Annotated in this window: 12 protein-coding genes; 8 read left to right on the plus strand and 4 right to left on the minus strand. The window is 65.0% G+C overall.

The genetic code is table 11. From position 1 onward, the window contains the following. Positions 1-10: 10 nt before the first annotated feature. Entirely contained in the window at positions 11-871 is an 861-nt protein-coding gene (locus tag ACWDUM_RS25405; RefSeq protein ID WP_450114048.1) for a haloalkane dehalogenase, read from the plus strand. Here the strand turns inward: ACWDUM_RS25405 and ACWDUM_RS25410 are convergent. Together ACWDUM_RS25410 and ACWDUM_RS25415 are read right to left on the minus strand one after the other, a co-directional pair. Then, positions 813-1571: a CPBP family intramembrane glutamic endopeptidase gene (locus ACWDUM_RS25410; protein WP_450136115.1), complete on the minus strand. Its 759-nt coding sequence runs from the start codon at positions 1569-1571 to the stop codon at positions 813-815. The two genes, ACWDUM_RS25405 and ACWDUM_RS25410, sit on opposite strands and share 59 nt — an antisense overlap. Before the next feature lie 622 nt (positions 1572-2193). Then, on the minus strand, positions 2194-3321 hold the full coding sequence (locus ACWDUM_RS25415; protein WP_450136116.1) for a helix-turn-helix domain-containing protein: 1128 nt from the start codon (positions 3319-3321) through the stop codon (positions 2194-2196). 312 nt (positions 3322-3633) lie between these two features. Between ACWDUM_RS25415 and ACWDUM_RS25420 the strand changes: the two genes are divergently transcribed. From ACWDUM_RS25420 to ACWDUM_RS25435, 4 genes are read left to right on the plus strand one after another with little or no spacing between them, the layout of a single operon-like run. After that, positions 3634-4995 carry a flavin-containing monooxygenase gene (locus ACWDUM_RS25420; protein ID WP_450136117.1) on the plus strand — a complete coding sequence of 454 codons (1362 nt, stop codon included), beginning with the start codon at positions 3634-3636 and terminating at the stop codon, positions 4993-4995. Further along, entirely contained in the window at positions 4992-5846 is an 855-nt protein-coding gene (locus ACWDUM_RS25425; protein WP_450136118.1) for an SDR family NAD(P)-dependent oxidoreductase, read from the plus strand. The genes ACWDUM_RS25420 and ACWDUM_RS25425 overlap by 4 nt, the downstream gene beginning before the upstream one ends. Before the next feature lie 17 nt (positions 5847-5863). Further along, positions 5864-7213, plus strand: a complete 1350-nt coding sequence (locus ACWDUM_RS25430; protein ID WP_450136119.1) for an MFS transporter — start codon at positions 5864-5866, stop codon at positions 7211-7213. Further along, the gene (locus ACWDUM_RS25435) at positions 7210-7926 is read left to right on the plus strand and encodes a sulfite exporter TauE/SafE family protein (protein ID WP_450136120.1); all 717 of its coding nucleotides are present in this window, start codon (positions 7210-7212) and stop codon (positions 7924-7926) included. The genes ACWDUM_RS25430 and ACWDUM_RS25435 overlap by 4 nt, the downstream gene beginning before the upstream one ends. 1305 nt (positions 7927-9231) lie before the next feature. On the opposite strand, the gene ACWDUM_RS25440 is transcribed toward ACWDUM_RS25435, so the two are convergent. Continuing rightward, a complete protein-coding gene (locus tag ACWDUM_RS25440) occupies positions 9232-10680 on the minus strand; it encodes an MFS transporter (RefSeq protein WP_450136121.1) in 1449 nt (482 codons plus the stop codon). A gap of 407 nt (positions 10681-11087) precedes the next feature. Here ACWDUM_RS25440 and ACWDUM_RS25445 point away from each other — a divergent pair, with 407 nt between their 5' ends. After that, positions 11088-12449 carry an MmgE/PrpD family protein gene (locus ACWDUM_RS25445; RefSeq protein ID WP_450136122.1) on the plus strand — a complete coding sequence of 454 codons (1362 nt, stop codon included), beginning with the start codon at positions 11088-11090 and terminating at the stop codon, positions 12447-12449. A 91-nt stretch (positions 12450-12540) separates the two neighbouring features. Next, complete coding sequence (locus tag ACWDUM_RS25450; RefSeq protein ID WP_450136123.1) at positions 12541-13296, plus strand: SDR family oxidoreductase; 756 nt, start codon at positions 12541-12543, stop codon at positions 13294-13296. A gap of 11 nt (positions 13297-13307) precedes the next feature. Here the strand turns inward: ACWDUM_RS25450 and ACWDUM_RS25455 are convergent, their stop codons facing one another. Then, on the minus strand, positions 13308-14126 hold the full coding sequence (locus ACWDUM_RS25455) for an IclR family transcriptional regulator (RefSeq protein ID WP_450136124.1): 819 nt from the start codon (positions 14124-14126) through the stop codon (positions 13308-13310). A gap of 223 nt (positions 14127-14349) precedes the next feature. Here ACWDUM_RS25455 and ACWDUM_RS25460 point away from each other — a divergent pair, with 223 nt between their 5' ends. Next, the gene (locus tag ACWDUM_RS25460) at positions 14350-15336 is read left to right on the plus strand and encodes a MaoC family dehydratase (protein ID WP_450136125.1); all 987 of its coding nucleotides are present in this window, start codon (positions 14350-14352) and stop codon (positions 15334-15336) included. The last annotated feature ends 3 nt before the right edge of the window (positions 15337-15339 follow it).

Consider the following 15339-nt stretch of genomic DNA (forward strand, 5'->3'; position numbering starts at 1 on the left):
AGGGCGCCCAATGATGATCGATTTCGTTCCAGACGAGGCCCTGTACCCGTTCGAGTCGCGATGGTTCGACTCGTCTGCCGGTCGGCTTCACTACATCGATGAGGGATCCGGACCGCCGATCCTGTTCTGTCACGGCTCGCCGACGTGGAGTTTCCTCTACCGCCGCATCGTGCAGGGATTGCGCGGCCGGTATCGGTGCATCGCGGTGGACCACCTGGGCTTCGGTTTGTCCGAACGGCCGGAGGATTTCGGCTACAGGATCGCCGAGCACTCGACGGTCCTGGGTGAGCTGATCGACCACCTGCAACTGGACGGCTTCGTCGTGATGGGGCACGACTGGGGTGGACCCATCGGGCTGAGCGCGGCGACCGTGCGCGCGGATCGTGTCAGAGGAATCGTGCTGGGCAACACGGTGTTCTGGCCGATCGAGGCACTGGCCAATCGGGCATTCAGCGTGATCATGAGCAGCCGTCCCATGCAGCGCCGCATCGTCGGGCAGAACCTGCTTGTGGAGCGGTTCCTGCTCGGGGAACTGGGGCGCACGCTCACCGAGGAGGAGGCCGACCACTACCGCCTGGTGCAACCCACCGAGGATGCGCGACGCGGTCTCACGTTCATGCCCAGGGAAATTCGCGCCGCGCGCCCGCTGCTGGACCGTCTCGCCCGAGACGTACCCGCCCTACTGGGAGACAAGCCGACGCTGGCAGTGTGGGGGATGCGGGACCCGATCTTCCGGCCGAAAGCGTGTATCCCGCGTATACGCGACACATTTGCCGATCTCGACGTCGTCGAGTTACACCGTGCTCGGCACTTTATTCAGGAACACGCACCGGACGAGATCGTCTCGGCCATCGCCAAGCGGTTCTCGTGACGTGTCGAGAGGAGCGGGAGGTGACCGCCGCGATCGCGGCGGCGGAGCCGGCCGCGCCGAGCGCCATCAACGCCCAGACAAGAGGCTCGCGACCGTCGATATCGCCGAACGCGAGCAGCCCCAGGTTAACGACGGCATGAAACAGGGTGGCGATGAGTAGGTTCCCGCTGCAGAACGGGTCCAAGAGAACTGCCAACAACACCGATATGGCAATCGTCGCCATCAGGAAGGCGGCCGCATACGCGATCCCGGCCATGAAGATCTCCACATGCCACACACCCCAGACGGTCCCGACCAGCACGCCGGTGACCAGTACGGAGTATCTGCCACGCAGGTAGGGCTGCAGGAATCCGCGCCATCCGATCTCTTCGCCGCAGGCGCCGACACACTGCGCGAGGACGAGCAGCCCGATCGGCGCCGACCCGGCGTGCACCGCGGAGAGGCTGACGCGGCCACCGAGCGCGACCACCACCACCGCAGGCAGGGCCAAGACGACCAGCAACGATCCGGCGGCGCTGGCCGCCAGAGCTGCGTCGGGCCGCCACAGGCTCACCTCGAGCGGCGCAACCCGCCGGCCCCGCCATGCGAGCAGGGCCGCACCCACCGCGACCGCGGGTGCGAACTGCACCAATTCGGGCAAGTCTGCATCGGGGCCGGTCGCGGACTGCGTTGCGGCGAGAATGCCGCCGGCCAGAAACACGACGAGCGTGTATACCGTTGTCGGCGCCCACATTCGGGGTAGTTGTGAAGTCATGCACCGGAGCCTCGCGCGGCGCCCCCGGGAGCGCATCAACCCACGGCATCAACCGTTACTGGTACCCAGGGGCCATCTCGCTCCGGCTCTGCTGTCGGCAGCCCGGCTTGTGTCGGTGTGCGCGGCGAAGGTGCACCAGCAGTTGGAGGTGTCCGCCGCCACCGTCGCGTCACCCATGGTGGTGCGATCGTCAGCTTCAAGCTGAGGGAGGGCGCCCGGAGAAGGGCTGAAGAGCGGCGATGGATGGAGCGAGAGAGAGAAGAGAGGCTTGGATCGATGGATGTGGATGGATGGAGAGAGGGAGATGGAGAGGAGAGCGCGCTGTCGTCGTCGGTGGCGTCGACGGACGAGAGATGGCTGATGGATGGATGGATGGAGGGTTGTTCACCGATGACGGGCCATCCTGGGCTGCATGCAGATTGGATTGGTTTACCGATCGGTAATCACATATAAGAAGGGCGCCAGATCACACCAAATCTGGATGAGTTCCAGCGACGGATGCCGGTCGTCCGACAGCGGCCGCGGCATTTCGATCAGTGGCCGAGGCGGGCCGGATCGGGCCGCCAGGCTAAGCCAGCCATGCACGGCACAACCACCAGGCCGTCACGGCCCCGAACGTGGTGTGCGGATCCAATCCGGTAACCTCAGTGAACCGTTGCACCCTGTTGCGCACCGTATTCGCATGCACGAAAATGGATTTCGCCGCCACATCAGTGTCACGGTCCGCCTCGAGCCAAGCACATACCCCGTGTACCGTCGGCTCGGCGTTCGCCCCGAGCGCGACGAGCGCCGGCCCGTACCGGTCCAACAGTGCCTCCGCCAGGTCCACCCGATCGGCGATCGCCGCCGGCACCGCCACCTGCGCGATGTGGATCACCCCCAGCTGCCCGGTAGTCTCCGCGGCCGTCAGGGCGGCCATCGCGAGCCGATAGGTGGTGGCGAGTTCCTCGGGTTCGGAGGGGCCCGCCGCCCCGATCACCGCCCCGGACGCGACCTCCCGCAACGCCGGCGCCTGGTCGAGCACACCGGCCAGGTAATCGTCCGCCGGGGCGATCACCGCAGCACCACCGTCTCGGGACAATCGCTGGAGTTCCGCGCCGGACACGGCGTTACTCGCTCGCGCCACTACCACCCATAGACCACCCGCGGCCCGTAAACCCGCTTCTGCGGAAGCCAACCCGGCGGCCGAACCGCCCGCCAGCAGACGCCGCAGGATTACAACATTGCGTTCGCTCACCCCATGTCGCTGGCCGGACAGAGCGCCGCGATGGGCCGCGATCAGCCTGGAGCGCACCGCCTCGGCCCAGTCCTCGTACAGTTCCCGTGCATCGAGTAGCAGATTCGGGTGAATTCCCTCGGCTGCGGCCGCTTCCCTCGCACTGGACCAGATGGCCCGCTCGGCCACATGGATGGCCCGCAGTACTGCCTCGATGGGCAAGCCCTGTCCGGCTCGGGTCACCGCGAGCTCCTCGATGAACGACAGCTCCGCCTCCACCGGTCCACGCCGTGCCGCCAATGCCCGTGTCGCAGCGGCCAGTAGTGCCCGCGTGTGGCCGGCGATGTCGGCTCGCGTAAGCGGCGCGACCTCCCGAACTGTCGCACGCACACCTGTGACTGCGGCGGACAACAGGTCGTCGTCGCCGACGACCTGTTCGATGAGATCGACCATGGCCGCCCAGTCATCGCGAGAGTTCATTCGTCGACGATGCCCTTGATTGTGGAGAACCACAACATATCGCCCGAAGAGAGTGATCCACGCCATGTTCGGAGGCGAAATATCTCCCTACCGTTGGGGAGCGATACAACAACTCAGTGCGCCCGGCCCGAAGCGGCTCGTTCGAGCCACGACCGAGCGCGCGAAGACAGGACGACACATGAAGAAAGTTGCCGTGATCACCGGTGACGCCGGCGGGATCGGCCGGGCGATGGCACGCCAGCTCCGGCGCAATCCGCCTCCCGCACCGCCTGTTCCATCGGTCCCCCTACCCGTATCCGAGGAGACAGCTCAATGAACGCCCCCAACCGCGTCGCGGTGATCGGTGCCGGGGCTGCCGGCCTCGCCACCACCAAGGCCCTGCTCGATGTCGGGCTCGAGGTAGTGACCTACGAAAAAGGCGATCGCCCCGGAGGTTTATGGGCGCGGGACAACAACAGCGGGCTCTCGCCCGCTTATGCGTCACTGCACCTGAACACCAGCAAGGCTCGTACCCAGTTCGCGGATTTCCCGATGCCAGCCGAATGGCCCGACTATCCGTCGGCTGACCATATCGCCGGATACCTCGCCGAGTACGCGGACCGGTTCGGACTGACCGAGCACATCCGATTCGGCAGCACCGTCACCGTGGTCGACCGCGCCGAACCCGCGCGGCCGTGGGTCGTGCGCACCGACTCCGGGGACACCGGCGAATTCGATGCCGTCGTGGTCGCCAACGGTCACAACTGGGATCCTCGTCACCCCGAACCCGGATACCCCGGAACCTTCACGGGTACGCAACTGCACGCGCACGATTACCGCACTGCCGAAATCTTTCGGGACCGGCGTGTCCTGGTCGTGGGTATGGGCAATTCCGCGATGGACATCGCCGTGGACGCTTCGTACGTCGCCCGCGGGCCGGTGTTCTTGTCGGCCCGGCACGGGGTTCACATCGTCCCGAAATACCTGTTCGGGAGGCCATCGGACCAGACGGCCGGCGTGCTGGCGGCCCTACCCTGGCGTGCCCGCCAGTTCGTCGCCGAGACACTGTTGCGGCTGGCGGTGGGGACGCCTCAGAGTTACGGCCTGCCCGCGCCCAGCGGCGGCCTGTTCCAGAACCATCCGACCATCAGCGACACGATCCTGCATCGGTTCACCCACGGTGAAGTGGTCGCGCGGCCCGGCATCGAACGCCTCGACGGTGATCGGATCGTTTTCGCCGACGGCAGCTCGGAGCCCGTGGACGTGATCGTGTGGGCCACCGGCTATCGCGTCAACATCCCGTTTCTGCGCGAACGCTGGATCGGACTCGACCCCGAGGAGTTGCCGCTCTACAAGCGCGTCTTCCATCTCGAGGATCCGAGCCTGGCCTTCGTCGGACTGATGCAGTCCACGGGTGCGGCCCTGCCGGTGGTGGAAGCCCAGGCCAAGCTGGCCGCGGCATTCTTCGGCGGCCACTTCGCGCTCCCAGCTCCTGCGGAACGAAATCGAACGGTCGTTACCGATCTGCGGGCCGCCACCCAGCGGTGGGGCCATGACCGGCGGCCGCATATGCGCATCGACTTCGACCGATATCTGGCGGACGTCGCGCGGGAGCTTCGTACCGGGCGCGCCCGGGTCTCGCACCCGCCCGCTGTTGGCTTCATCGGCGCTCGCCGTGAGGATGCTTCCGCGTGAAAATCCGTCGTTTTCGCCAGCCCGCGTCGAACCGCCCGCGTGACGCACGCGGCCTTCGCGTCCTGATCACGGGCGCCTCCGGAACCTTCGGCCGGGCGCTCAGCGCTCGCCTGACCGCGCTCGGCGCACAGGTGATCGGCTTGGACGTGGCGCCGCACCCCGACGACCCGGGCACGGTCCTGGCGTGCGACATCACCGATGACGTGAGCGTCGAGACCGCAGTGGCCGCCGCCATCTCCCGCCTGGGCGGCGTGGACCTGCTGATCAACAATGCCGGGGTCGGCGGGCCCGCGCCCGCCGAACTCGCGCCCGGCGCCGAGGTTCGCCGCCAGCTCGAGATCAACCTGCTCGGGGCCTGGCGTGTGACAGCTGCGTGCGTCGACGCGCTGGTGCAGTCGCGCGGGCGCGTCATCTTGTTGTGTTCCCGGATGGCGGTGATGCAGCTGCCGTTGGCGGCCGCCTACGGAGCGTCGAAGCGAGCCCTGGTGGCCTATGCGGACGCACTGCGTCTGGAAATCGGCTCTCACGTCGCCGTGACCTGCGTCTACCCGTCGGCAGTGCGCAGCCCGATTCACGATTCGACTGCGTCCGCTGGCTTGTCGCTGGAAGGAATGAGCAGCTACGAACCGCTGGAGGGTGTGGTCGACACGGTCGTGCGCGCGGCGCTGGGGCCGGTGCGCCGCGATATGACCACGACACGGCGGGGGGCGGTCGAGTTCTTCGTGTCGCGGCATCTGCCGTGGCTCACCGATCGCATCATCGCGCGGACCTTCGCTCGCCGCGCCCGCTCCGGTGCCTTTGACGGCGTCGAACTCGCGGCCGGTGTCGTACGACGTGGGAGGATCGGATGAACTCGTCTAGTGAGTTCGTGACCCTTGATTCGCCAAGGCCGCCCGGCGGCTCGTCGCGCGCGCGGATCGACGATCTGCTGGCCTATTCCACCGGCTCGATCGGCATGGGGATCTGGATCACGGTCCCCGGGCTCCTGCTGCTGTATTTCCTGACGCGCACCCTAGGGGTGTCCCCGCTGTTCGCGGGCCTGACGCTGCTGCTGCCCAAAGTCGCCGACGTCGTGATCCACCCGCTGTTCGGGTATCTTTCCGACCGGCAGGCGCGCCTCGTGGGACACCGGCGTGGAATGTTGCGCGGAGGCCTGCTGCTGGGGCTCGCCATGATCGCGATGTTCACTGTGCCACAGGGATTCTCGGGTCCGACGGCAGCGCTGTGGGTCGGGGGCTGGCTGGTCACCGGCAATCTGCTGTTCGCGGCATTCCAGGTACCGTATCTGACCACCCCGTCCGACCTGCGGATCGGATACCACGAGCGCACCCGAGTGTTCATGTTCCGAATGCTGATGCTCACCGTGGGCCTGCTGGGCGCGGGTATCGTGGCGCCAGCCCTGGTGTCCGCAGGCGGGCGGGCGGATTACACCCGCATGGCGCTGATCCTGGCAGGTGTGATGATCGCCGCCGGCGTGATAGGGCTGGCCGGCGTTCGGCGACTCACCACGCACTGCGGTCTCCGCCTCCCAGGCGCGGCCACGCACCCCGGCCTGGGCGACATCCGGGATACCTTGCGCGACAGGTCCTTCCGTGCACTGGTGCTGTCCTATCTGTGCACCGGAACGACGACGCACCTGTTCCTCGCGGCCGTGCCCTTCTATGCCGAATATGTCGTTCGCGACAGCAGCCTCACCGCGGTGTTCATGGCCGGGTTCCTGGGACCGGCGCTGCTCGCGGGCCCCGGATGGATGCGGCTGTCCCAGCGGATCGGGAAACAGCGGGGACTGCTGCTCGCACAGGGCATCTTCATCACCGGCTCGCTCGCGCTGCTGCCCGGTAGCGCAGCCGCACCGGCCGTGAGCGTGGCCGTGGTCGCGGTGCTCGGGATCGCCTTCGCCGGACTGCAATTGCTGGCGTTCGCCATGTTGCCGGATGCGGTGGCCGCCGCGGAATCACGGGGATCGGGGCGCGCCGGGGCATACACCGGTGTGTGGACCGCGACCGACGCATTCGGCTCCGCGTTGGGCCCGTATGTCTACTCCGCTGTTCTCGCGCTTGGCGGATTCGTCTCGGCGACGGAGGGACAAGCGGTCGCGCAGTCGGATTCCGCTCGCACCGCGATACTGCTGGGATTCACGGTTTTGCCGACGCTGCTCATGGCGGTGGCCCTGCAGTTCCAGCGTCGCTGCGCTGTCGACCAGGCCGCGACGACGTGACCGGGCCCGTCCTGTCCGGTGCGCATGTCCTCGCGCTCACCGGAGTGCTGTTCGGCGCCATCGCCCAGTCCGCGACCGGGATGGGTTTCTCGCTCGTCGCGGCGCCGTTGCTCGTCCTGTATCTCGGCCCGCGGGAGGGCATCGCCGCGGCGGTGGTCCTCGCGGCGCTATCCTCCATCGCACCGCTGTTCCGTGACGGCCGCCATGCCCGTCCGTCCGAAGTCGGCCGCCTGCTCGTGCCGATGTTGCTGGGCACTCCGGTGATCGCCCTGATGCTGCACGGGGTCGACACCCGCCTACTGTCGGTGATCGCCGGTTGCGGTGTCATCGTGTCGGTGACCATCCTTGCCCGCGGGGTGCGCTGGCAGTGGTTACGGCGTCCCGTGGGAGCGATGGTCACCGGCGGCGCCAGCGCTCTGCTCAACGTCGTGGGTGGGGTCGGGGGACCGCCGGTCGGTCTCTATGCCGCCAACGCCGGATGGAAGCCCCAGACGGCGCGCGCCAATCTGCACTGTGTCTTCCTCGTGCAGAACATCGTCACATCGCTGGTCCTCGGAGTCCGGTTCCCCGGTGTTCCTGAACTGCTCGCGCTGGCAGTCGGTACAGTCCTCGGGATGCTGCTCGCGCCCCGGATGCCCACCGTCTTGCTGAGGCAGATGGTCCTGGGGGTGTCGCTTCTCGGCGGCATCACCTTGGTCGGCCGCGTCGTGTGAGCCCTGACGCGAGGTGACCGAGACTGCTTCGGGCACAACCGAAACCGGAGTCGTGCTCTGGGCTGCAGGTTCTGTGGGGTCTTCTTTTGGCCAGGGTTCTCAGCAGCAGGCTGAACCTGTGAACCAGTAGCCGCAATAGCCGCGCACGGTTTGTTTTCGCGGCGTAGCGATTTGGTGTCGATGGACCACGTGTCGCTGACCGCGATGGGAGGGTACTTCGAGGTGTTCGGCGCCTGGGAGCCGCGCCGATCGTCGTAGCGCGAGTTCCGCGGCGAGCCGGCACATACGGTCGAGGCCGGCACCGACACCGACACCGCGGCTGCTTCGTCGCTGCGTTTGGCACGGGTCCCGGCCCCGATCGCGGATGAGGCCGCGCAGTTGGCGGCGATGAAGAAGGTCACCGATGCTGGGGGAGCGTGGGCTGCTAACGCCCGGAAGCTGAGCGCCTGACCGCTCTGTACGATGCCCGCCAGGCAGGGGTGCTGATGGAGAAGTTGCGTGGCGAAGGGCGGATGAACACGCCAATCCCGAACGTTCCAATTGGTGAACACAACGGCAAGTAATGGGTGAACACCCTCGGTTGAGATGAGAGACCGGGTTGGAGGGGTGTTCACCTATGGCGGGTCGTGCTGGGCCGCCTTCGGAGTGGATTGGTTGACCAGTTGGTGATCACACTTCGTGGAGGTCCTGGATCACACCGACCTGATGGGCTCCTTGGATTCTCGTCTCTCGTAGTTACACCTGGCTCAGGTATCTGCTCGGTCGGACGCGACGGAGTGGCTCGTTGAGTGCATCGGAAGCGACACTCTTCGGTCCTCATACGTGGAGGAACGGTGCTGGATCTGGCGTCGGCTGGTCCCGGAAGCGGGGATCGTCCGATGGTCCGACAATCAGGCGTCGTCGCAGGTGGCCAGCGCAATCTTGCGTCCATGCGCGGTGAGCGCCCTCGGCTCGACGCCGCACTCCTGTTTGTGTTCGTCGACGATCACCGATTGAGGCGGTCGAGCTCCGCCGCGAGGTAGGTTGATGCCGAGTTCAGAATATCGTTGGCGTGCTTGAATTCTCGATTCCCTGCTCGCAGTCGGCGGAGCCTCCCGGTCATCTCGCTGCTGACTCCAGCGCGCTTGCCTGCAATCGGCCTGGTCGAGGCGGACCGCGTTCAGCAGTGTCAGGGTCCGGTGCCGATGATGAACAGCCAGCCAATCCCCGTGGGATAGCGACCGCAACGATAGGTGGCCTTCCGGCGAATCGGGCTTCCGGAAGGCCACCTTGGGTTCAACGTGCAGGGTTGTAACCGGATGTCACTTAGCCGAGGCTGCTTGGTAGTTTGGTCGGCTCCGCGTGTGCCTCTGCGCCGTCGTCGATACGGGTGATGTCCTCGAGGCTGCGTCCTCGCGTGCGTTCGCCGAACACTCGGATCACAACTCCGGCTGCCAGGACGGTCGCCGCCATGTAGATCAAGACCGCGGTGAAGCCCAGCGCTCCGAGGAGTGCGGCAACGAGGAAGGAGGTACCGAAAACGGCCAGGCGCCCAGTGCCGTTCGCAACGCCCGTGCCGAGGGCGCGGAGGCTCGTAGGAAAGATCTCGGGCATATAGGTGTACCAACACGGCGTACTCATCTGCAGCAACATCGTAATCAGGGTGCCGCTGGCCACCAGCACGAGGACGTTGTCGGTGAAGCCGAAGATCAACATGAGCACAGGAACCACCGAGTAGATCACGAGGATGGCGGCTCGGCGCTCCACGCGATCGATGAACAGCAGGGCGAGGAGAGCCCCGGGAACGGCGGCGAGGGACATCCACGACGTGTAAGCCAGGCTTTGTTGGGCGCTGAATCCGCTCTCGGTGAGCAGTGTGGGAACCCAAGAATTGAAGCCGTAGAAGCCCGAGAGCGCGAGAGCCATACCGAGGCTGACAACCACGGTCCTCTTCAAGTAGCCGCCGCGGACCAGGTCGGATGGATGACCTTGCGCCACAACGGGCTGGGGCTCGAGGGGAGGCAGCTCCCCGCGAGTCGCCTCGCGTGCCTCGGCCTCGATCTGGGCGACGATTGCCTCGGCTCGGTCTTCATGCCCATTCTCCTGCAGCCAGCGAACAGACTCCGGCAGCCAGCGCAAGGCGACCGGGATCAGGATCACGCCGACTCCGCCCAGGACGAACACCCAGCGCCATGCCGAAGGCGCCGTCGGTACAACTGTCCGCGCGAACCACGCCATCAGCGGGATGCCGACGAGACTGAAAGCAACGATCCACGTTTGTGCGCGTCCCCGGTGCAGCCGTGGGAACATCTCCGATACGTAAGTGAGAATCACCACGGTGGTTGCCTGGAGGCCGAATCCTGTCAGCACTCGGTACAGGGCCAGGTCTGTCACGCCCACAGCGAAGGCCGACAGCAACGAGAATGCCGAGAAGAAGACGATTCCGGCGATGACGATACGCTTTCGGCCATAGCGATCTGCGAGTCGTCCTCCCACAATGGAGCCGGCGAACATGCCGAGGAACGATGCCGCGGTAATCGTGCCGACGTCGCCCACCGAGAGGTCCCAGTCGGCTCGAATCCCTGGTGCGGCGTATGCGAAGGTGTTCAGATCGGCCATGTCGACCACCAACAGAGCCGCCAGGACCGCGAGCCAGCGTTTGTGAGACCGCGTGATTACCGGAATGCGGTTGAGTCGATCATTTAGCTGGACGGGGTCGTCCGCCGCGCGAGTAGGTTCCATCGATTTCCTCCAGTTATGTTGCTGAGTGGGCATTTTCGTCGATGTGTGTGGCGTACCAACTCGCCTACTGGACTGTTCGACTGTGATGCCCGGTCAGTGACACCGTCGCGTCCACGCACGACGGTGCCACTGACCGCAGAGGCGTCAGTGTCTTGTGGGTAGGTCCAGGAATGCTGACGGTTGACAGTCGCCTACCTGCAGTGCTGTTCGGGACTTCCCGAGTCGCGTGCTGCTTAATGGAACAGTGTGCCGAACCCGTTGTGGGTGACGCCCATCACAGCGCAGTTGCGTCATGCTTGTCAAGCCGTGGTTCGTCGACGCCTCCTTGCCTATTGACCGCTTGGGCGACTCGCAGTCACACTGTTGTGCGGCACGCCGTTCCACTAGAAGGAACGGCGTATGTGTCAAGAGATGCAATGAGGCACGGTGAGGAGTTTCCTATGGTGGAGTGCGTACACCCTGGCCGAAGCGCTGAGGTAGTACTTGCGACGGAGTCGTCAGGTCTCTGCCTCGAGCAGGTCCCCGCCGACGTAGTAGACGCCGCGGTCGATTTCATTCTCGACACGCTGGCGGTCACCTTCGGCGGCGGATCCGAAGACGTTGTGCGACTGGCGGCCCGAGTTGCGGACGATCGAGGTGCCTGCGTTCGGGTGACCGACAGTAGTGGTGCAGGCTCCCGTTCCGCCGCATTGATCAACGGAACAGCGGCTCATGTGCTCGACTTCGACGATTGGTTGCCTGCGGCGGGAATCCATCCCTCGGCGCCGCTGTTGCCCGCCGTGTTGGCGCAGGCGCAGGCGCAGGGTGCCAGGGGTTCGGCAGAAATCGGTACGTCCCGCTTGCTCGCCGCGTACATCTCCGGATTTGAGGCGCAAGCTCGCATCGGCGCCGCACTTGCGCCGGAGCATTATGCTATGGGGTTCCATCCCACCGCCACGGTGGGAATATTCGGGGCAGCGACCGGCGCGGGGTATCTGCTCGGGCTGGGGCCTGCAGTCCTCCAGCATGCATGGGGTTTCGCAGCCACCCAGGCGGCAGGCCTCCGCATGATGTTCGGCACGATGGGCAAAGCGCTGCACGTGGGACGAGCGTCTGAGGCAGGAGTGTTCGCGGCACAGCTGGCCGCAGCAGGGGCAACGGCTCCGAGTGGGGCCATCTTTGGCCTCAAGGGATTTGCCGCTACTCACGGTCACACCGGCGATGTAGGGCCACTAACCGTTCCCTTTGCGGAGCGGTGGTACCTGCGCGAGGCACTGGTCAAGCGGCACGCTGCATGTTTCGGTACACACGCAGCAGTCAACGCGCTGCTGCTCCTGCGCAACGAGATCGAGCTCGATCTCGTGCGCGAGATCGAGTTGACGGTGCCGGAGCTGATGCGGACCGTTTGTGCAATTCAGTCGCCCGCTACACCGTTGGAGGGAAAGTTCAGCCTCGCCTTCGTCGCTGCCCTGGCCCTGGTGCGAGGCTCATGCCAGGTCGCGGACTTCACCGAAGAGGCGATCCATGACGAATCCCTGAGGTCGGTGGCCGAACGTGTCCGGGTCAGTTTCGACCCGTCCATGAAAACCCAGGAAACCCATGTCCGAGTCGTACTGGATGGACAGAAGACTCTCGAAGGCTCGTCTGACTCATCCGTGCCTGTCACACCTCAGGAACGGCACGGGATAGTGCGCGAGAAGTTCCGCGCCCTGGTCGGACCCGTCCTCGGACTTGACCGTTGTTCCGCACTGCTGGCGGCGGTGGAAAACCTGCCCGCCGGCGGGAGCGTTTCAGAACTGACCACTTTGCTCCACCCGGGCTGATTGACCGCGCCGTTCGCCGCACAGGCCCCGTTCATCCCTTGCACCTCGACACGCCCTCAATTGGCAAAACCCAACAATCAAGGAGTTCGACATGGACATTTCATTCAAGGACCGCACCGTTGTCATCACCGGTGCTGCCGGGGGGTTCGGAGCTGCCACCGCCCGAATGTTCGCGGCTGCCGGAGCGAATGTCGTGGTCTCCGACATTGACGGTGTCCGAGCCAAAGACCTGGCGAGTCAGCTGCCGTCTGCCGTGGCCGTCACGACCGACGTCACGGACCCCGATGCGATGAGTGAGCTCATCGCTGCAGCCGAAGGCCGATATGGCGCTGTGCATGTGATGGTCAACAACGCCGGTCTACCGCACCGAAGTACCTCCCTGGTGGACATGGCTGTCGAGGACGTCGACTTCCAACACGTGATCAATTTGCGCAGCGTGTTCCTCGGCTGCAAGTACGCCATTCCCGCACTGGCCAGGGCGGGTGGCGGTGTCATCATCAACACTGCCTCGATCGCGGGCAAGCGGCCCCGTCCAGGAATGGTCATGTACAACGCGACCAAGGGTGCGGTCATCACGCTGACCCGCGGCCTGGCGGCAGAAGTTGGCCCGAACATCCGGGTGAACGCAGTGAATCCGGTTGTGTCTCAGACCGGTTTCATCAAGAACGCCCTCGGGGTCGACGAGTTGAACGACGAGGCGCGTGTCGGCATGACGGCGAACATTCCGATGGGTCGCATCGCTACTCCAGAGGATGTCGCTTCGGCAATCGTGTTCCTCGCCTCCGATCAGGCCTCGTTCCTCACCGGTGTGTGTCTCGACGTAGATGGTGGCCGGTCCATCCAGTGATCACTCCGCGGTCAGTCGGCGAGTGCATTGCCGATTGACCGCGCGGTCTCACTGACCCACCTGCCCCATTCCGGCACTCTGGCCGGCTCGAAACGGATGTCGGGCATGCTGATGGAAACGGCGGCAACAGGCCGACCGGAAGCGCCGGGTACAGCTGCACCGACTGCACACACATGGGCGCGGTTCTCGGAAATATTGACCGCATATCCGCGTTCGCGTGCTTCGAGGATCTGGTGGAGCAACTGCTGCGGGTCGACGATGCTGTTGGGCATTGTCTTCTCGAGCGGTCGCTCCAAGATGGCGTGGATCTCGTCATCCGGCAACATAGCCAACCAGGCTTTTCCACTGGCTGTGGTGTGAAGGGGGGAGCCAGCCCCGATGGGGTTGAACGTCCGGACCGGATGAACCGAATCCACTCGCTCGATGAGCACGATCCGTGAGTCGCCGTCGGTGACGGAAAAATGGATGGTCTCGCCCGTGCGCTCGGCGAGTGCGGTCAGGCGTGGCATTGCCGCATCCCGCAGGCTGCGTGATGGGGCGCTGCGGCGACCGAGTGCGAGCAAGCGGGAGCTCAGTTGCCAGCGGGTGACCGGGTCGTTCGAGGTTTCTGCCCATCCCTCTTGTTGCAGTGTGCGGAGCAGGCGTTGCACCGTCGACTTCGGTAACGCGAGCTGTCGTGACAGTTCACCCACGCCGATCGGTTGGTCCTGACTCGCAATCGATTCGACGATGCGAAGTCCGCGGATCAACGTCTGTGTCCCGGACGGAGAACCAGCAATGTCGTCTGGCTGGCTCAGGGGCGGGTCGGCCTGGGTTCCAGCACTGCTCATGTCAGCCCTACTTTCAGCTTCGGTTCCATGATGAACCGGCCCCTCCATAGGGACAGTGGTTCATTCTATGGCACAGATGGGGCACTGGCCAGAGTTCGCAGTATCCCTGGTTCTCGAATGTCGCAGCGTGGCTCCGTGCTTGACATTTATGTGAGGGGGACTACACACTGGCCGTGCCGCTATGAAGAACGGCATGCCATCTATTGATCCACTGGAGCTCTCTATGGAAGCAGATGTGACGCGTTGGCCCCTGATTCCGAGGGGGACGTACTTCGAAGGTCATGAGGTTGGTCGGGTGTTCGAGCATCACTGGGGCCGCACTCTCCACACCAGCGACAACGTTTCCTTCAGTACTCAGACGCTGGCCTTCAATCCTGTGCACTTCAACCGCGAGGCGGCTCGAGCCGCCGGCCATCGTGACGAAGTGATCAATCCTCTACTGTTGTTCTCGATGGTCTTCGGCCTCAGCGTCGAAGATCTGAGCGAGGTTGGTGGCCCCTTTCTCGGTGCCTCCGACATCCAGTACCTGCGCGATGTCTACCCGGGCGAGACTGTGTACGCCACGAGCACTGTCCTGGATGCGCGCTTGTCGGATTCTCGCCCCGACACCGGCATCGTCACCTGGCATACGGCGGGGACCGACAGTGCCGGCCTGCCTGTGATCACGTTCAACCGCACCAATCTGGTTCGCTGCCAACCTGATTCGGGTGATCTTCGGGAGGTTCCCGATGGCTACGCAGAAGATTTCGGAGTCGGGGATCGGTTCCGTCATGCCCGCACGCGCACGATCACCGACCTCGATCTCAACGGTCTGACGCTTCTCGTCATGAACACTGCACCGGGACACTTCAGCGAGCAGGAAATGGCGAACACCCCGTTCGGGGAGCGCATCAACTTCGGTGGGCTGACCCTTTCACTGACCGTCGGCCTGGCCACACAGGACACAACGGGACAGGCGGTGCGTGAACTCGGCCTCGACGACATACGGTTCCCGGCACCGGTACGACACGGCGACACCATCGGGGCCGCGACCGAGGTTCTTGCCGTCGAGCCCGCCGACGGTGGCGACGCAGTTGTGACGTTTCGGCACGTCGGTGTCAACCAGCGTGGCGAGATCGTCTGTCAGGCCACCCGCCGGGTTCAGATCCGCAGCCGGGCCGCACTCGCTTCCGCGACCACTTCCTCCCATCTCATCTCGACAGAAAGCTGATCA

This window comes from Rhodococcus sp. NPDC003322 (genome assembly GCF_053589555.1).